Raw genomic sequence first — 18,879 nt, forward strand, 5'->3', positions numbered from 1 at the left:
ATGAATTCGCCTATCTTGTTGAAACCAATGCTGTTAACGCCTTTGATTACCGCAGCGCTAGAAACCTTGCTAAATAGCCTTTTGTTCCGCGATCGGAGCTTGAAAGCCGCACGTTCGCGCCTGTTTGGCAAAGTGTTACGCGTTGAGCTACATGAGCTTAATCAGCCATTGTTACTGGTATTCAGTGATAACCAGGTTGACGTTCTGGGCGAGTGGGAAGGGAGTGCTGACTGTACGGTGAAAACAAGGTTCTCGGCGCTATCTAAGCTGCGGGATCGGCAACAGTTATCTCCACTGATGCGCAATGGTGAATTGGTCGTTGACGGCGATATCCAGGTGGTTCAACAACTTGTAACTCTATTGGATCTTGCCGAGTGGGAGCCTGCTGAATGGGTGGCTCCTTATCTGGGTGATATTGCCGCAGAAACAATAGGGCTGGCGTTACGCAAAGGTGGTCGCTTTTGGGGTAACCATTTGCAACAACAACAGGAATATTTGGCTGAAGCATTAACTGAAGAGTGGAAGTTGGCACCCGCTCCATTGGAGGTGATATGGTTCAACGAAGAGGTTGATGCTATCGCCCGTGATGTGGACGCACTTATAAACCGGTTAGTCAAAATGGAGACAAAGCGATGACGCCAGGAGAGCTTCGGCGGCTGTATTTGATTATTCGGGTATTTTTGAGTTACGGACTGGATGAATTAATCCCGAAAATTCGTTTGACGCTCCCACTACGCATTGGTCGCTATTTGTTTTTCTGGATACCTAACCGTCATAAAGACAAGCCGTTGGGTGAACGTCTGCGTCTGGCCTTGCAGGAACTAGGACCCGTCTGGATAAAGTTCGGGCAGATGATGTCTACTCGCCGCGATCTGTTCCCCCTTGTCATTGCTGATCAACTCGCTTTATTACAAGATCGCGTCGCCCCTTTTGATGGCGCATTAGCGCGTAAGCACATTGAACTAGCCATGGGCGGGCCGCTGGAAACCTGGTTTGATGATTTTGATCAGGAAGCTTTGGCATCCGCTTCAATTGCTCAGGTACATACAGCTCGGCTGAAAGAAAACGGTCAGGAAGTGGTACTAAAGGTGATTCGCCCGGATATAAGACCCATAATTAAAGCTGACGTACGATTAATGTATCGCCTAGCCGGTTGGGTCCCTAAATTATTACCTGACGGTCGTCGGCTTCGCCCAAGAGAAGTGGTTCGCGAATACGAAAAAACGCTGTTGGATGAGCTGAATTTGCTGCGTGAGGCTGCTAATGCTATCCAGCTACGCCGCAATTTTGAAAATAGCCCAATGTTATATGTTCCTGAGATACTTTCAGATTACTGCCGCGAAAGCGTGTTAGTGATGGAACGTATTTATGGTATTCCAGTATCTGATATTGTTGCATTGGAAAGCCAGGGTACCAATATGAAGTTGCTGGCTGAACGTGGGGTACAGGTTTTCTTCACGCAGGTATTCCGCGACAGTTTTTTCCATGCAGATATGCACCCAGGCAATATTTTTGTCAGCTATGAACATCCTAATGACCCGCTCTATATTGGTATTGACTGTGGTATCGTTGGTTCACTGAATAAAGCAGACAAACGCTACCTGGCGGAGAACTTCATCGCTTTCTTCAATCGGGATTACCGTCGGGTAGCGGAATTACATGTAGATTCAGGTTGGGTTCCCCGCGATACCAATGTGGAAGATTTTGAATTTGCTATTCGTACCGTTTGCGAACCGATTTTTGAAAAGCCACTGGCCGAAATATCATTCGGGCATGTATTGCTGAATTTATTTAACACTGCTCGCCGTTTCAATATGGAAGTGCAGCCACAGTTGGTTTTATTGCAAAAAACGTTGCTGTACGTTGAAGGATTGGGTCGTCAGCTTTATCCACAACTTGATCTTTGGACTACGGCCAAGCCATTTTTAGAAAGCTGGTTGCGAGATCAGGTTGGAATACCGGCGGTTATTCGGGCACTGAAGGAAAAAGCGCCATTTTGGGCTGAAAAATTTCCCGAACTCCCTGAGCTGGTTTATGACAGTTTGCAGCAGCATAAATTGTTGCAGCAAAGCGTGGATAAGCTAACGACACAAATGCAGGGGCAGCAGCAACGGCAGGGGCAATCACGGTATTTATTCGGCGTGGGCGCTACACTATTAGTCAGCGGTACGATCTTTCAGTTGGCGGGTTCAACCGAGATTTCAGTCGGGTTGGTCGTTGTAGGTGCGTTAGCCTGGATTATCGGATGGCGACGTACCAGCTTATAGTTGCCAGGAATGTAGGTTGTTTAAAGATTGCGTAAGACGTAGTAAGTTAGATCAGTATCCAGAGAGAAAGTATGTCGTATAATGCGGCCATCTTTGGAGTAACCCCTGTTAATAAAGGTGATTGAAATGGGTGGTATCAGTATTTGGCAGTTATTAATCATTGCCGTGATCGTTGTTCTGCTGTTTGGCACCAATAAACTGCGGACGTTAGGTTCAGATTTAGGCGCATCCATCAAAGGCTTCAAAAAAGCGATTGGTGATGAAACTTCTACACCTACAAATGTTGAAAAGAACAGTAATGACGCTGATTTTACAACGAAAACGATTACCGATAAGCAGCCGGAAGTAAAAGCTGAAGAGTCCAAGAGTCAAAATAAAGAGCAGGTGTAAGCCGTGTTTGACATCGGATTTAGTGAACTGCTACTGGTGATGGTGATAGGCTTGGTTGTTCTTGGCCCTGAACGGTTACCTGTAGCAGTAAGAACTGTTGCTGGCTGGATTCGGGCGTTGCGCTCACTAGCTGCCACGGTTCAAAACGAGCTGTCTCAGGAACTCAAATTGCAAGAGCTTCAGGATAGTCTGAAGAAGGTGGAACAGGCCGGTTTGCAAAATTTAACGCCTGAGCTCAAGGCTTCAATGGATGAGTTAAAAGAAGCGGCTGAATCACTGAAGCGTTCTTATCATCCAGATTCGATCTCGGATATGCCTCATACCATCCACAATCCGCTGGCTACCGATCCGGAAGCTATGCACGATGTGGCAGCTCATGCTGAATCTGCAATGGTAACGTCGACGCCGGTTAAGGCGTTAGATACGGATACCGTCGAGACGTCTCATGCTGCGGAATCGGCACCTGCAGTGGTTTCCGGCGTTTCTGATGTCAAAGTAACCCTGGCGTGTACACCGAATTCTGCGCCGGTATCCCATGCAGATCCTGTTTCTAGTCAATCTAGTCTTACTCAACCAGGCGGCGATCGGTAAACATGGCTGTTGATGATACCCAACCTCTTATTAGTCATCTGATAGAACTGCGCAAGCGGCTGTTGAATTGCATCATTACCGTTTTGGTGGTTTTTTTTGCATTGGTTTATTTTTCCAATGACATTTATCAATTAGTATCAGCTCCGCTTATCAAGCAGTTACCTCAGGGTGCCAGCATGATTGCAACCGATGTGGCATCGCCGTTTTTTACGCCGATTAAGTTGACCATGATGGTTTCGGTGTTTGTTTCAGCACCGATGATTCTCTATCAGGTGTGGGCTTTTATCGCTCCGGCGTTGTATAAACACGAACGCCGTATGATGGCACCACTGCTGGTTTCAAGTAGTCTATTATTTTATTTAGGTATGGCATTCGCGTACTTCATTGTCTTCCCGCTAGCTTTTGGTTTTTTTGCCAAAACAGCACCTGAAGGCGTAATGATTGCTACTGATATTAGCAACTATCTCAGTTTTGTCATGGCACTGTTTATGGCTTTTGGCATATCGTTTGAGGTGCCAATAGCGATTATTTTGCTATGTTGGAGCGGCGTCACCAGCCCGGCTGAGCTAAAGAAAAAACGGCCCTATGTATTGGTTGGGGCGTTTGTGGTGGGGATGCTATTAACGCCACCAGATGTCTTCTCACAAACTTTGCTGGCGATTCCTATGTATCTGTTGTTTGAGGTTGGTGTGTTCTTTGCCCGTTTTTATGTTGGCAAACAACGTCGCCCGATGACGGAAGAAGACAGTGACGATGTGGAAGAGCATTCCAAAGAACTTTAAATACGCCAGTTTCCTTTAAGCCGCCCTTTTCGGGCGGCTGCTGTTTTGGAATACTTATGTTTGATATTGGTGTTAATCTGACCAGTTCACAGTTTGCTAAAGACCGCCATCAGGTGGTTGAGAGAGCAAAAAATGCCGGGGTGACCGGTTTATTAATCACCGGAACTAACGCGGAAGAAAGCCACGCTGCCGCATTATTGGCAGCAGATTATTCGGGCTATTGTTGGTCAACGGCAGGTGTACACCCTCACCATGCAAGTCGCTGGAATGATCGGGTTGCGCAGCAGATTCGCGAGCAGGCTGCCGCACCGGTTACGGTTGCCATCGGTGAATGTGGTCTGGATTTTAATCGCAATTTTTCTACACCTTTTGAGCAGGAAACCGCTTTTACTGCACAGCTTGCTCTTGCCGCCGAGCTGTCTCTTCCGGTTTTTTTACATTGCCGCGATGCCCATGAGCGTTTTGTCAGCCTGCTATCTCCATGGCTGGAAAAGATACCTGCGGCTGTAGTGCACTGTTTCACCGGCACCACTGATGAACTGGATGCTTGCATATCGCTAGGTTTGTCTGTGGGAATTACCGGCTGGGTATGCGATGAACGTCGTGGTCTTGAACTGCGGGCGTTGCTGCCACGTATTCCCGCCGATCGTCTGCTATTAGAAACTGATGCCCCCTATTTATTGCCCCGGGATCTACATCCTAAACCTGCATCTCGTCGCAATGAACCCTGTTTTCTGCCTCACATCGTCCGGCAGGTTGCCACTTGGCGAGAAGAAGAACCTGAATGGCTAGGACAGAAAACTGCTGAAAACGCTCGCCGGGTTTTCCGGTTGGTTTGAGTTAGGAGAAAAATATGAGCTATGCATTTCCGGGTACATTCCCAGGTCGCCGTATGCGTCGTGTACGTCGCCACGACTTTAGTCGCCGTCTGACTGCCGAGAATCAGTTGACGGTTAACGATCTGATTTATCCGGTATTTGTCATGGAAGGAGTGAATCGACAGGAAGCCGTTCCTTCCATGCCTGGGGTTTCGCGGATGACGATCGATCTGTTGCTGAAAGAAGCAGAGGCTATTGCGAAACTGGGTGTTCCCGTCATTTCTCTCTTCCCGGTAATCGAGTCGAGTTTCAAATCATTACATGCTGAAGAAGCCTATAATTCGGATGGTTTGGTACAACGTACCGTGCGTGCGCTGAAAGATGCCATACCGGAGTTGGGTATTTTGACGGATGTTGCGCTTGATCCCTATACCACTCATGGCCAAGATGGCGTGATTGATGATGATGGCTATGTTATTAATGATATAACCAAGGATATCTTGGTTCGTCAGGCATTGTCACATGCGGAAGCCGGGGCTGAAATAGTCGCCCCAAGCGATATGATGGATGGTCGTATTGGGGCCATTCGTGAACGTTTAGAAGCTCAGGGGCTGATTAATACCCAAATCATGGCGTATTCCGCCAAGTATGCCTCTTGTTACTATGGTCCATTCCGTGATGCTATTGGTTCCAGCAGTAATCTGAAAGGGGGTAATAAAAAAACTTACCAAATGGATCCGGCAAACAGTGACGAAGCGTTACAGGAAATTGCGCAGGATCTTCAGGAAGGTGCTGATATGGTGATGGTGAAGCCGGGGATGCCGTATCTTGACGTTGTGCGTCGCGTCAAAGACACCTTTGGTGTGCCAACTTTCGCCTACCAAGTCTCGGGGGAGTATGCAATGCATATGGCCGCCATTCAAAATGGCTGGTTACAAGAGAAGCCAGCGGTTATGGAGTCATTGTTATGCTTTAAACGGGCTGGTGCGGATGGCGTACTGACTTATTTCGCCCGGCAAGTGGCTCAGTGGCTCCATGATGATAAAATGCAACGCTAGTTGCTGATACCTAATGAGGCAAGTGTTGCATCGTACTTGCCTTGCTAAATAGCTTTATATTTTATCGAACTGGCTGTTACTCAAGCTCTGATTAATCGGTTTATTGAGGATATTTAACAGCAGCATTGAACGAGCCTCTCCGTCGGGTTCGTTATAAATAGCCTCTAATCCGGCGAAAACGCCCTCTTTAATCCTGACAATATCACCGGGAACGGGGACTGCTGGATCAATAATAACCTTTTGAGAACAGCTAATTAATTCATTGATTATATTTTCAGATACAATTGTCGGCCCAGCGCCGAAACGCACGAAGTGACTGACGCCTCGGGTCGCGCTGATCGTTGTGGTATGAATACATTCAGGATCGAATTTTACAAACAGATAGTTTGGAAATAGATGCACATCGGACGTCTGACGCTTGCCCCGAACAATTCTCTCCATCATGGCTGTCGGCGTAAAGCTGACAACTTGCTGCCGCTCTAAATGCTCTTTGGCACGTAAGAGTTGCCCGCGCTTGCAATATAATAAATACCAAGATTCCATGATTTCATATGCCTTAGGACTGAAACATCAGCATATCAAAAGAGATGGCTAAGATATAGATACTGGAAATGCTATTAGATATAGGTTAGTTACAGTCAATGAAATAGCTTTGATATAGATTCCCTATCAGTGTTACAGCACCAATAGCGCAAAATCAGATAGAGAAGGACAACCTATTAATTATCTAGGCGGTTACTTAAAGCGGTTAAGTAAGAACCTATCAGGTATATGTATTGATAAGGGCTTTAATGATTTGCTAAATAACATAATACATATCAAATGAGACAATTTCCTAATGTATAACTCATGAATGGTCGCCGTTGCCCAGTGCTGCCAGGATAGAAATATTAGGAGATAACTGATGCGAAAAGTAAGTCCTTCCTTGTTCTCATGCCTTATTACCTTTAGCTGTTTGCCAAACGTTGCTGCTGCAACTGCGGCCAAAATTACACCTGAGCAGATGGTCGACGCTCTGAATGATGTCTTCGGTGTACACCGTCAACAACGGGCATCCCATGCCAAAGGTTTTTGTTTTTCGGGGAAATTTATTGCGACCGGCAAAGGAGCGGAACTTTCGCAGGCAGAGTTATTGATTAAGGGGGCACAGGCTGATGTTGTCGGTCGTTTTTCAATCGGCGGAGGGAATCCTGAGGCTGCCGATAACGCGAAAAATTTGCGCGGATTAGCGTTTGAGTTGGTTAATGCAAAGCAATCTCGCTGGCAATTCGTGATGATCTCGTCGCCTTTCTTTTTTGCTCGAACACCACAAGAATTTATTGAATTCTTAAAGGTTAGAGTGCCAGATCCAAAAACAGGGAAACCCAACCCGGATCGCCTAAGTGCGTTTAATCAATCTTATCCGCATACTCTGCGTCAGGCCCAGTACATTGCATCACAGCCAGTACCCGCCAGCTACGGTTCTATTCCCTATTGGGGCGGTAGTACGTTTATCACTTATAAAGGCCAAGAGCAGCATGCCGTTCGTTGGCGCATGGAACCGGTGAAAGGGCCGCAGGGGTTAAGTGATGAACAAGCGAAAGCACAGTTACCGAATTTTTTGCAGGAAGAATTGCACCAACGTCTTACCAAGGGACCGGTAGAATATGATCTCTACGCCACCATTGCACAAAAGGGCGATAACTTGATTGATCCGACGCAGTCTTGGCCAGCAGATCGGCGTGATGTTAATATGGGGCGGTTATTTATCGAGCAAGTTACGGATCAGCAATGTGATAAAAAAGTCTTTATTCCAACGGTGTTGCCACCAGGTATTGGTGTCAGCAACGATCCTACATTGGCCATTCGCACGGAAGCTTACCTGATTTCGGCCAGCCGCCGTGAGTGACAACATAATGTTTGAGTACGGACATGGCTTGCTCGCTAGCGAGCCATAACGTCTAAAATAATGGTATTTGCGGGGAGCTATGCGACATTTGTCGCTAACAACGTTTTCATTTTTAACAAAAAGACAGCAACTGCTATAAAGACAGCCTATAATGGCGCATCATATAGCCGCCGAAATGATCAGCATGAAATACCGTGACTTACGTGACTTCCTCTCGTTGCTGGAACAGAGGGGGGAGCTTAAACGCATAACCCAGCCGATTGATCCCTATCTGGAAATGACAGAAATCGCCGATCGTACCTTACGTGCCGGTGGCCCCGCCTTATTGTTCGAAAATCCTAAAGGTTATGACATGCCGGTACTGTGTAATCTGTTTGGCACGGCCAAACGGGTTGCGATGGGAATGGGGCAAGAAGATGTTAGCGCACTGCGGGATGTCGGTAAGTTACTGGCTTTTCTGAAAGAGCCCGATCCTCCAAAGGGTTTTCGCGATTTATTCGATAAATTGCCCAAGTTCAAGCAAGTACTGAATATGCCAACCAAACGCCTGAGTTCGGCACCTTGCCAAGAGCAAATCTGGCAGGGTGATGATGTCGATCTCAGCCGTATTCCAGTGATGCATTGCTGGCCTGAAGACGCAGCACCTTTAGTTTCCTGGGGGCTGACGATTACTCGTGGGCCGCATAAAGAACGGCAAAATCTGGGTATTTATCGTCAACAGGTGTTAGGTAAAAATCAGCTGATTATGCGCTGGTTATCCCACCGTGGTGGCGCGCTGGATTATCAGGAATGGTGTGAGACACATCCTGGCGAACGTTTTCCGGTTTCGGTTGCACTGGGTGCCGACCCTGCGACGATTCTGGCTGCGGTGACGCCAGTGCCTGATACTTTGTCTGAATATGCTTTTGCCGGTTTACTGCGTGGGCATAAAACCGAAGTGGTTAAATGTATTTCTAACGATCTTGAAGTCCCTGCCAGTGCAGAAATCGTTTTGGAAGGATATATTGAGCAGGGTCATATGGCACCAGAAGGTCCTTATGGTGATCATACCGGTTACTACAACGAAATAGACAGCTTCCCGGTGTTTACCGTGACGCATATTACTCAGCGCAAAGATGCAATTTATCACTCAACCTATACCGGTCGTCCACCTGATGAGCCTGCCGTTATGGGTGTGGCGTTGAATGAAGTTTTTGTTCCGATTTTGCAAAAGCAATTCCCGGAAATTGTCGATTTTTATTTACCACCAGAAGGTTGCTCTTATCGTCTGGCCGTTGTCACGATTAAAAAACAGTACGCGGGTCACGCTAAACGCGTAATGATGGGTGTCTGGTCATTTTTACGACAGTTTATGTACACCAAATTTGTTATTGTTTGTGATGATGATATTAATGCCAGAGATTGGAATGATGTGATCTGGGCAATCACCACCCGGATGGATCCGGCGCGGGATACGGTATTAATAGAGAATACGCCAATTGACTATTTGGATTTTGCCTCGCCGGTTTCCGGTCTTGGTTCAAAAATGGGGCTGGATGCCACTAACAAATGGCCAGCAGAAACACCTCGTGAGTGGGGGCGTCCAATCAAGATGGATGAACAGGTTCGCACTCGTGTAGATGCTATCTGGGATGAGCTTGCCATATTCAGTGACAAAGAGCCTGAGCGCTGATTGCGTGATCTTTGTCCTCAGTTTTGCATTTGATGACCCGACAGAGGGAACGCATGACGACATTGAGCTGTAAAGTAACCTCCGTAGAGGCCATTACCGATACGGTATACCGGGTACAATTAGTACCAGAATCGGCGTTTTCTTTCCGCGCTGGTCAGTATCTGATGGTGGTGATGGATGAGCGTGATAAACGCCCATTCTCAATGGCTTCTACGCCATTGGAAACGGATTATATCGAGTTGCATATTGGTGCTTCAGAGCTAAATCTGTATGCAATGGCCGTGATGGATCGCATTTTGAAAGAAAAAACGCTGGATGTGGATATTCCTCACGGCGAAGCTTGGTTTAGAGAGGGCAGCTCTCGACCCTTGATTCTCATTGCGGGCGGCACTGGTTTCTCTTATGCCCGTTCGGTTCTACTGGCGGCATTAGCTGAACAGCCAAACCGCGAAGTCTCAATCTATTGGGGTGGACGTGAATCCAAGCACCTCTATGATTTGATTGAACTGGAAGCACTAACGATTAAGTATCCGCAACTGAAGGTCATTCCAGTTGTGGAGCAGCCTGAAGACGAATGGCGTGGCAGAACCGGCACCGTGTTAAGCGCAGTATTGCAAGACTACGGTTCGTTGGCTGAACAGGATATTTATATTGCTGGTCGGTTTGAAATGGCAAAAATTGCCCGAGAGCGTTTTTGTGCTGAACGTAATGCAGAGGAAACGCATATCTATGGCGATGCCTTCGCCTTTATTTGATAGCGTTGTTGTCGTGTCACTGTGCCTTGGTCCGCCGGTGGAGAAAAAAAGCCCGCCCCTGACAGGCGGGAAAAACGGCAACTAAACTCCAGGTACAACAGCGGTATGGACCCGTTTTGATGGGTCCGATAGTTTGTTTCAATCAAATACGTTCAATAACGGTCGCAATTCCCTGGCCTAAACCAATACACATGGTTGCCAGCCCGAACTGTACATCGCGGCGCTCCATTAGGTTCAACAAGGTTGTTGAAATCCGCGAGCCTGAGCATCCCAATGGATGTCCCAATGCGATAGCCCCACCGTTCAAGTTCACTTTGTCATCGATACTTTCCGCTAGACCCAAGCCTTTCACACAGGACAGCGCCTGTGCCGCGAAGGCTTCATTCAGTTCAAACAAATCAATATCCTGAATGCTTAAACCTGCACGTTTCAACGCCAATTGGCTAGCTGGCACCGGGCCGTAACCCATAATGGACGGATCGCAACCGACTACGGCCATGGAACGAATCCGCGCACGCGGTTTTAAGCCCAAAGATTTTGCACGGGACTCACTCATAATCAGCATGGAAGAAGCACCATCGGATAACGCCGAGGAAGAACCCGCCGTCACGGTACCATTCACCGGATCGAATGCGGGTCGTAATGCAGCCAACCCTTCCAGACTGGTTTCCGGACGGATGACTTCGTCGTAATCAAAGTTTTTTAAAACGCCATCAGCGTCATGACCATAAGTTGGAATGATTTCGTTGGTAAATGCGCCGCTATGCGTCGCTTCAGCGGCTCGCTGATGCGAGCGAAGGGCGAATGCATCCTGTTGCTCCCGGCTGATATGATGAATTTTTGCCAGCATTTCTGCGGTCAAACCCATCATGCCCGCTGCTTTTGCCACTGAACGACCCATCCCAGGATGGAAATCAACGCCATGATTCATTGGAACATGCCCCATATGTTCCACACCACCAATCAGGCAGATTTGTGCATCACCCACCATAATCGCGCGCGCACCGTCATGGAGTGCCTGCATCGACGAGCCACACAAGCGGTTAACAGTCACTGCGGCCACGTTGTGAGGGATTTCTGCCAGTAAAGAAGCATTACGGGCGATATTGAAGCCTTGCTCTAAAGTTTGCTGTACGCATCCCCAATAAATATCGTCGATTTCACCGGCATTCAGCGCTGCATTACGGTTTATTACCGCACGCATCAAATGAGCCGAAAGATCTTCGGCACGGACATTACGGAACGCACCGCCCTTAGAGCGACCCATCGGAGTACGGATGGCATCAATAATAACTACGTTTTCCATTTTTTCAGACCTCATGCCGGTTGGTCAGTGGAGATATCTGGCAGCGTCGCCGCTACGGGATAATAGGTTTCGTTATGTTCGGCTTTAGCTCTTAACCCTGCCGGAACATGGTAAAGTGCGCCAAGTTCAGCGTAGCGTTGTGCCATTTCCACATATTTAGTGGTACCCAACGTATCCAAATAACGGAACACGCCGCCGTGGAATGGAGGGAAACCGAGTCCATACACCAACGCCATATCACCTTCAGCCGGGCTGGCAATAATGCCTTCTTCCAGACAACGCACCACTTCGTTGATCATCGGGATCATTGCGCGTGCGATAATTTCTTCATCACCGAGTGACTTGCGCGGCTGACTAACCGTGGTGAGCAGTGCATCGGTAGTTTCATCGTTCTCTTTACGCGGCTTGCCTTTGGCATCTGGTGTATAGCGATAGAAACCCAGACCGTTTTTCTGACCATAACGCTGGTTTTCAAACAGTACATCGATAGCATCACGATAATCTTTGGCCATACGCTCAGGGAAACCGAGAGCCATTACCGCCTGAGCGTGATGTGCGGTATCAATACCTACCACATCCAGCAGATAGGCTGGACCCATTGGCCAACCAAATTGTTTCTCCATCACTTTATCAATCTGACGGAAATCCACGCCATCGCGAACCAACATGCCAAAACCGTATAAATATGGGAATAACACGCGGTTAACGAAGAATCCTGGGCAGTCATTGACCACAATCGGGGTTTTGCCCATTTGAGTGGCGTAGGCCACGACGGTAGCGATAGTTTTGTCCGAAGTTTTTTCACCGCGAATAATTTCTACCAATGGCATCCGGTGTACCGGATTGAAGAAATGCATACCGCAGAAGTTTTCCGGGCGTTTAAGCGATTTGGCTAATTCATTAATCGGTATGGTCGAAGTATTCGACGCGAGAACTGTCTCAGCGCTGATAAGTGTTTCTACTTCGCTCAATACGGCAGCTTTAACCTTTGGATTTTCTACAACCGCCTCAACGATAATTTGGGCTTGTTCGATACCGGCGTAGTTCAGCGTTGGGTGGATAGTGGCAAGCGTTTTTGCCATCTTTAAACTATCCAGTTTGCCGCGTTCCAGTTGTTTATTCAGTAGCTTGGCAGCCTCGTTCATCCCCAGATCCAGCGATTTTTCGCTGATATCTTTCATCATCACCGGAACACCTTTCAGCGCGGATTGATAGGCAATACCGCCACCCATAATTCCAGCACCCAGCACGGCCGCCTGTGTTGGCGCACTAATGCCTTTCGTCATTCTTTTCGCCTGACCTTTGACGAACTGGTCATTGAGGAAAATACTGACCAGAGCACGAGCAACACTTGAACCGGCTAATGGAACAAAACTGTCAGTTTCCAGTTTTAACGCGCCTTCACGACCCAGTTTGGCGGCAGCTTCAATGGTTTTTACTGCGGTAATCGGCGCTGGATAATGTTTACCAGCCACTTTCATGACCATGCCCTTGGCAATGGTAAAACACATGGCGGCTTCGGTGGCATTCAGCTTCAACGGTTCCAGTTTCGGACGACGTGCGGCTTGCCAGTCCAGCTTGCCTGCAATTGCCTGATTCAACATGTTTAATGCCGCAGGAATAAGTTTTTCCTGAACAATAATGGCATCAACCAAGCCAATTTTTAACGCGTCAGCGGCACTGACATCTTTGCCCGCAGCAATAATTTCTAGAGCGCTATCGGCTCCTAACAGGCGCGGCAAGCGAACTGAACCGCCAAAGCCAGGCATGATGCCAAGTTTGGTTTCAGGTAAGCCGATACGGGTTTCTGGCGATGCAATACGGAAGTCGGTTGCTAACACGCACTCACAGCCACCGCCCAGCGCATAGCCGGTAATAGCAGAAAGGGTTGGAACCGGTAAGTCTTCCAGTCGGTTAAATACGCTATTTGCGAAACCCAGCCACTGATGCAATTTTTCTGGCGGGGCATTAAACAGAGACAAAAATTCAGTGATATCCGCACCAACAATAAAGGCTGCTTTAGTTGAGCGTAATAGCAACCCTTTGAGTTCATTTTGTTTTTCAAGCACGCTTAGGGCTTCCCCTAAACTGGCCACGGTTTTGGTATCTAATTTGTTTACTGAGCCGGGGGCATCGAATACCAACTCGGCAATACCGTTTTCAAGCCAGTGCAACTTTAGTGTTTCGCTTTGGTAGAGCATATCTATCTCCTGAATAAGCGCATGTGATCTGGTATGACCAGATATTCAGGAAGTGTGGTTTTTTTGTTAAAAAAATGCAAACAAGAGATTGTTTTTTTGCAGTGACGATCACAGGGATTTGATGAATGCATTGATATATATACTATTTATTGTTTTTCTATATATAGGCTCATTATTTCATTGATGGCTACATTTGAACGATATCCTGCTGTCATTGGTAATAAATTGACGAGAGCCACATAAAATCCCCGCCCGCTAATCCGCCTTTCAATGATATCTTTTAAGGAGTTAGCGGAGTTATTTCACGGTTGAGGGTAGATAAAACACCGCCTCGATGACTGTGATAAGATAAAAAACCTGAAGTTCTATTGGCAAAGGGTACTTTGATGGAAACGCTGGCTTCTTTATATAACGAACATTTATCCACACTACAACAACGCACACGTGAAGTATTAGAGCGCAATAAGCTTGATGCCTTACTGATTCACTCTGGAGAGCTACAGCGCATTTTCCTTGATGATCGGGATTATCCGTTTAAGGTCAATGCGCAGTTCAAAGCGTGGGTGCCTGTCACCGAAGTGCCAAATTGTTGGTTATGGGTTGATGGCGTCAATAAGCCAAAACTCTGGTTCTACTCACCGGTGGATTATTGGCACTGTGTTGAACCTTTGCCAGACAGCTTTTGGACCCCATCCGTCGAAGTACTCCCGTTAACCAAAGCCGCGGATATTGCGGGGTTGCTGCCACAGCAGCGTCAGCGTGTGGCTTACATTGGCTACGCGCAAGAACGCGCCCTTGCCTTGGGCATCTCAGCTGAAAATATCAATCCGCAGCCGGTGCTGGATTATCTTCATTACCATCGTTCGTATAAAACGGACTATGAGCTGGCCTGTATGCGTGAAGCGCAAAAGACCGCAGTGGTCGGTCATCGCGCCGCTTACGAGGCTTTTCAGTCTGGAATGAGCGAATTTGATATCAATCTCGCTTACCTGATGGCGACTGGCCACCGTGATACTGATGTACCTTACGATAATATTGTTGCTCTCAATGAGCATGCCGCAGTATTGCATTACACTACATTGCAATATCAGCCACCGGCTGAAATGCGTAGTTTCCTGCTGGATGCTGGCGCTGAATACAATGGTTATGCCGCAGATTTGACCCGCACTTATGCCGCTAATAGCAAAAGCGACTTTGCGACACTTATCAGTGACCTGAATGCGGAACAACTGGCACTGATTGCGACCATCAAAAGCGGCGTGCGTTACACCGATTATCATCTGCAAATGCACCAACGCCTGGCTAAACTGCTGCGTAGCCACAAATTAGTGGAAGGTATTAGCGAAGAGTCTATGGTAGAGAAGGGGCTGACCTGCCCATTCCTGCCACACGGTCTGGGGCATCCGCTGGGGCTGCAAGTTCATGATACTGCTGGTTTTATGCAAGATGATACTGGGGCTCATCTGGCCGCACCGTCGCAGTATCCCTATCTACGTTGCACCCGTATTCTAGAACCTCGTATGGTGTTGACTATTGAGCCGGGTCTTTACTTTATTGATTCTCTATTGGCACCGTGGCGTATTGGCGAATTCAGTAAACATTTCAATTGGGATCGGATTGATGCACTGAAGCCTTACGGGGGTATTCGTATCGAAGACAATATCGTTATCCATGAAACACGGGTTGAAAATATGACGCGTGATCTGAATCTGGCCTGATGCAGCCTTATCTCATACCAGCGGCTTCTGTCAGTGTTAATGAAGAAATAAAGAAAAGCCGCTTTATCACGCTACTGGCGCATACTCGTGGTGTGAATGAGGCTAAGGCGTTCATCCAGCAGGTCAAAAGTGAACACCCAACGGCCCGGCATCATTGCTGGGCCTTTGTCGCAGGTGCGCCAACGGATTCCCAACAATTGGGTTTCTCTGATGACGGTGAGCCGTCCGGCACGGCTGGAAAACCTATACTGGCACAGTTATTGGGTAGTCATATTGGTGAAATTACGGCGGTTGTTGTGCGCTATTACGGCGGTATCAAATTGGGTACTGGTGGACTGGTCAAAGCCTACGGAAGTGGCGTACAGCAGGCGTTAAAACAGACAGAAGTAAAATATAAAGTGCCGCAGCTAGAATATACTCTGTTGTGTGATTATGCCCAATTGGTCATGGTGGAATCGCTATTACAGCAGGTCGACGGCCAGATTTTGCAAGGTGAATACGGTGTGCAAGTCAGCCTCCGTCTCTCTCTGCCAGCGACTCTGGCTTGTCAGATTGGGGATAAATTACGTGATCTCAGCCGTGGTTCGTTGCAATTGACGCTCATTTCGCAATAATCCCCATCCAAGTGAATTGCTAAGGAACGTGCCGGAATGCATTTTCGTGCCATAACTCGTATTGTTGGTCTACTCGTCATCTTATTCTCTGGAACTATGTTTATCCCCGGAGTGGTGGCTTTGATCTATCGTGATGGTGCCGGTCGTGCCTTCAGTCAAACCTTCTTTGTTGCCTTGGCCATTGGCTTATTTCTCTGGCTACCCAACCGAAAACAGAAGCACGAACTGAAGCCGCGCGAAGGTTTTCTGATCGTCGTATTATTCTGGACGGTATTGGGCAGTGTTGGGGCTTTACCGTTCCTCTTTTCTGAGCGGCCCAATCTTTCTGTCACTGATGCCTTCTTTGAGTCCTTTTCCGGTTTAACGACCACGGGAGCAACGACCCTGGTGGGGCTGGACTCTTTACCGAAAGCGATATTGTTCTACCGACAAATGCTGCAATGGCTAGGCGGGATGGGGATCATCGTACTGGCCGTGGCTATCCTGCCGATTTTAGGCGTTGGGGGAATGCAGCTGTATCGGGCTGAAATGCCTGGTCCGTTGAAAGATAACAAGATGCGACCACGTATTGCAGAAACGGCCAAAACTCTGTGGCTTATCTATGTGTTACTGACAATCGCCTGCGCACTCTCTTTATGGGGAGCCGGGATGTCGGTGTTTGATGCTATCTCCCACAGTTTCTCTACTATAGCGATAGGTGGTTTCTCCACTCATGATGCCAGTATCGGTTACTTTAACAGCCCGACGATTAACACCATTATCGGCATTTTCTTGCTGATTTCGGGGTGTAACTTTGGTCTGCACTTTGCCGTACTCAGTGGCCGCAGCCTAAAAGTATATTGGCGCGATCCTGAATTTCGCATGTTTATCTTTGTGCAACTGACACTCGTGGTGGTGTGTACTTTGGTGCTATGGCATCACAATGTATACAAATCGAGTCTGGAAACGTTAAATCAGGCGTTCTTCCAAGTGGTATCAATGGCAACAACGGCGGGATTTACCACGGATAGTATTGCCAAATGGCCATTATTCCTGCCAATCCTTCTACTCTGTTCAGCCTTCATTGGTGGGTGTGCCGGTTCAACAGGAGGCGGTCTGAAGGTTATCCGTATCCTACTGCTGTACCTGCAGGGTTCGCGGGAGTTAAAACGTCTGGTTCACCCGAATGCGGTTTACACCATTAAACTCGGCCGACGTGCGTTACCGGAAAGGATACTTGAAGCAGTATGGGGATTCTTCTCCGCTTACGCGTTAGTGTTCATCATTAGCATGCTGGCGATTATCGCTACCGGTGTGGATGAGTTTTCAGCCTTTGCTGCTGTTACGGCAACGCTGAATAATCTTGGGCCGGGTTTAGGCGTTGTCGCTGATAACTTCACATCAATGAATCCGGCGGCGAAATGGATACTGGTAATAACTATGCTATTCGGTCGGCTGGAAGTGTTCACCTTGCTGGTGCTGTTTACGCCGACATTCTGGCGCGAGTAACTCTGAATTAAGGATGTTGTTATGAAGGTATTGATACTCTACTCAAGCTGCGATGGGCAAACTCAAGCGATCTCTTCTTATATAGCTAATGAGTTAGCGGTGCTGGCAACCTGTGATGTACAAGATCTTGCTTCAGTAGGGCAGGTCGATCTTGGTCAGTATCAACAAGTACTCATTGGCGCGTCTATTCGTTACGGGCATTTTAATAAGGTACTGGCAAAATTCACTAGCCAACATCTTGAACAGCTAAACGCTATGCCTAGTGCATTCTTTGCTGTGAACCTAACGGCACGTAAGCCAGAGAAGCGCACTCCAGAAACGAATGCCTATGTACGCAAGTTCCTGGCTAACTCACCTTGGCAACCAAAACTCTGTGGTGTATTCGCGGGCGCGCTGCGTTACCCACGTTATCGCTGGCTAGATCGCATCATGATTCAACTTATTATGCGTATGACAGGTGGCGAAACCGATACAAGTAAAGAAGTGGAATACACCGATTGGCAGCAAGTTAGCGCTTTTGCTCGTGAGTTCTCGCAAATACAGTACAAAAAATAGTAAATTTGTTGATTCTTACTGCAATTCGTTGAAAAAAAGCGCGGTTGGAAAATTATTTGAAATTAGGGGTTGCAGCCTGTCAGGAACTCCCTATAATGCGCCTCCACTGACCGGGAACAACGAAACACACTTCGCCGGGTCAGGAAGAGAACAGATGAGTTTGACTTCGAAAGAAACCAAATAAAACCTTGACTCTTCAGCGGGAAAGCGTAATGTGCACCTCCCGCGTTACCGTAAGATTCGCCGCAAGCGAACAGGTAACGAACGCTCTTTAACAATTTATCAGACAATCTGTGTGGGCACTCGCAAGACGATATCTAGCCTGTTTCGGCAGGCAGAAGAAATATCAAAGTCTTGAAGAGTGACCAAAGCAGTACACATTTGAACTTCGGTTCGAATGCATATTTGCAGAAAGTAATCTTTGAGCATCGCTACCCTCGGGTAGCAAATCAAACAAATCTTAAATTGAAGAGTTTGATCATGGCTCAGATTGAACGCTGGCGGCAGGCCTAACACATGCAAGTCGAGCGGCAGCGGAAAGTAGCTTGCTACTTTGCCGGCGAGCGGCGGACGGGTGAGTAATGTCTGGGGATCTGCCTGATGGAGGGGGATAACTACTGGAAACGGTAGCTAATACCGCATAACCTCGCAAGAGCAAAGTGGGGGACCTTCGGGCCTCACGCCATCGGATGAACCCAGATGGGATTAGCTAGTAGGTGGGGTAATGGCTCACCTAGGCGACGATCCCTAGCTGGTCTGAGAGGATGACCAGCCAC

The 18,879-nt window shown here is 47.8% G+C and carries 17 protein-coding genes and 1 other annotated feature (1 of these 18 only partly in view); of the genes, 14 read left to right on the top strand and 3 right to left on the bottom strand.

The annotated features are described in order from the left end of the window. The 7 genes from ubiJ (at nucleotide 1) to hemB (ending at nucleotide 5,906) form a co-directional block, all read left to right on the top strand. The gene (ubiJ, locus tag DJ39_RS02860; protein ID WP_038243227.1) at nucleotides 1–636 is read left to right on the top strand and encodes a ubiquinone biosynthesis protein UbiJ; all 636 of its coding nucleotides are present in this window, start codon (nucleotides 1–3) and stop codon (nucleotides 634–636) included. Then, nucleotides 633–2,267, top strand: a complete 1,635-nt coding sequence (gene ubiB / locus DJ39_RS02865; RefSeq protein ID WP_038251137.1) for a ubiquinone biosynthesis regulatory protein kinase UbiB — start codon at nucleotides 633–635, stop codon at nucleotides 2,265–2,267. The genes ubiJ and ubiB overlap by 4 nt, the downstream gene beginning before the upstream one ends. A 126-nt stretch (nucleotides 2,268–2,393) precedes the next feature. After that, nucleotides 2,394–2,657 (top strand): Sec-independent protein translocase subunit TatA, encoded by a 264-nt coding sequence (gene tatA / locus DJ39_RS02870; protein WP_038243231.1) that lies wholly within the window; start codon nucleotides 2,394–2,396, stop codon nucleotides 2,655–2,657. Between the two features lie 3 nt (nucleotides 2,658–2,660). Continuing rightward, nucleotides 2,661–3,248, top strand: coding sequence for a Sec-independent protein translocase protein TatB (gene tatB / locus DJ39_RS02875; RefSeq protein ID WP_004720490.1), 588 nt, complete (start codon nucleotides 2,661–2,663; stop codon nucleotides 3,246–3,248). Between the two features lie 2 nt (nucleotides 3,249–3,250). Next, nucleotides 3,251–4,030, top strand: a complete 780-nt coding sequence (gene tatC, locus DJ39_RS02880; protein WP_004720488.1) for a Sec-independent protein translocase subunit TatC — start codon at nucleotides 3,251–3,253, stop codon at nucleotides 4,028–4,030. A gap of 56 nt (nucleotides 4,031–4,086) precedes the next feature. Then, nucleotides 4,087–4,869, top strand: a complete 783-nt coding sequence (gene tatD, locus DJ39_RS02885; RefSeq protein WP_004720486.1) for a 3'-5' ssDNA/RNA exonuclease TatD — start codon at nucleotides 4,087–4,089, stop codon at nucleotides 4,867–4,869. A gap of 14 nt (nucleotides 4,870–4,883) precedes the next feature. Beyond that, complete coding sequence (gene hemB, locus DJ39_RS02890) at nucleotides 4,884–5,906, top strand: porphobilinogen synthase (protein ID WP_004720484.1); 1,023 nt, start codon at nucleotides 4,884–4,886, stop codon at nucleotides 5,904–5,906. Nucleotides 5,907–5,960: 54 nt separating this feature from the next. Here the strand turns inward: hemB and rfaH are convergent, their stop codons facing one another. Next, the gene (rfaH, locus tag DJ39_RS02895) at nucleotides 5,961–6,449 is read right to left on the bottom strand and encodes a transcription/translation regulatory transformer protein RfaH (protein ID WP_004720482.1); all 489 of its coding nucleotides are present in this window, start codon (nucleotides 6,447–6,449) and stop codon (nucleotides 5,961–5,963) included. Between the two features lie 361 nt (nucleotides 6,450–6,810). Between rfaH and DJ39_RS02900 the strand changes: the two genes are divergently transcribed. The 3 genes from DJ39_RS02900 to fre all read left to right on the top strand — a co-directional run bounded on the left by DJ39_RS02900 (nucleotide 6,811) and on the right by fre (nucleotide 10,221). Continuing rightward, nucleotides 6,811–7,794, top strand: coding sequence for a catalase family peroxidase (locus DJ39_RS02900; RefSeq protein WP_038243234.1), 984 nt, complete (start codon nucleotides 6,811–6,813; stop codon nucleotides 7,792–7,794). 175 nt (nucleotides 7,795–7,969) lie between these two features. Next, entirely contained in the window at nucleotides 7,970–9,466 is a 1,497-nt protein-coding gene (ubiD, locus tag DJ39_RS02905; RefSeq protein ID WP_038243257.1) for a 4-hydroxy-3-polyprenylbenzoate decarboxylase, read from the top strand. A gap of 53 nt (nucleotides 9,467–9,519) precedes the next feature. Further along, the gene (fre, locus tag DJ39_RS02910) at nucleotides 9,520–10,221 is read left to right on the top strand and encodes an NAD(P)H-flavin reductase (protein WP_004720476.1); all 702 of its coding nucleotides are present in this window, start codon (nucleotides 9,520–9,522) and stop codon (nucleotides 10,219–10,221) included. Between the two features lie 142 nt (nucleotides 10,222–10,363). On the opposite strand, the gene fadA is transcribed toward fre, so the two are convergent. Beyond that, entirely contained in the window at nucleotides 10,364–11,527 is a 1,164-nt protein-coding gene (gene fadA, locus DJ39_RS02915; protein ID WP_004720474.1) for an acetyl-CoA C-acyltransferase FadA, read from the bottom strand. An 11-nt stretch (nucleotides 11,528–11,538) separates the two neighbouring features. Beyond that, complete coding sequence (fadB, locus tag DJ39_RS02920) at nucleotides 11,539–13,728, bottom strand: fatty acid oxidation complex subunit alpha FadB (protein WP_004720472.1); 2,190 nt, start codon at nucleotides 13,726–13,728, stop codon at nucleotides 11,539–11,541. A 386-nt stretch (nucleotides 13,729–14,114) separates the two neighbouring features. On the opposite strand from fadB, the gene pepQ reads away from it, so the two are divergent. Genes pepQ through hemG form a run of 4 tightly spaced genes read left to right on the top strand, consistent with a single transcriptional unit; the run spans nucleotide 14,115 to nucleotide 18,103 of the window. Beyond that, nucleotides 14,115–15,446, top strand: a complete 1,332-nt coding sequence (pepQ, locus tag DJ39_RS02925) for a Xaa-Pro dipeptidase (protein WP_004720470.1) — start codon at nucleotides 14,115–14,117, stop codon at nucleotides 15,444–15,446. Further along, nucleotides 15,446–16,060 carry an IMPACT family protein gene (locus tag DJ39_RS02930; protein WP_038251138.1) on the top strand — a complete coding sequence of 205 codons (615 nt, stop codon included), beginning with the start codon at nucleotides 15,446–15,448 and terminating at the stop codon, nucleotides 16,058–16,060. Before pepQ ends, DJ39_RS02930 begins: the two co-directional genes overlap by 1 nt. 36 nt (nucleotides 16,061–16,096) lie before the next feature. Beyond that, nucleotides 16,097–17,548, top strand: a complete 1,452-nt coding sequence (trkH, locus tag DJ39_RS02935; protein WP_038243239.1) for a Trk system potassium transporter TrkH — start codon at nucleotides 16,097–16,099, stop codon at nucleotides 17,546–17,548. Between the two features lie 21 nt (nucleotides 17,549–17,569). Beyond that, the gene (gene hemG / locus DJ39_RS02940; protein WP_004720466.1) at nucleotides 17,570–18,103 is read left to right on the top strand and encodes a menaquinone-dependent protoporphyrinogen IX dehydrogenase; all 534 of its coding nucleotides are present in this window, start codon (nucleotides 17,570–17,572) and stop codon (nucleotides 18,101–18,103) included. Nucleotides 18,104–18,565: 462 nt separating this feature from the next. Beyond that, nucleotides 18,566–18,879 (top strand) — a sequence feature (16S ribosomal RNA rRNA prediction is too short); it runs 446 nt beyond the window's last position.

This window comes from Yersinia ruckeri ATCC 29473 (assembly GCF_000754815.1).
GTDB lineage: Bacteria > Pseudomonadota > Gammaproteobacteria > Enterobacterales > Enterobacteriaceae > Yersinia > Yersinia ruckeri.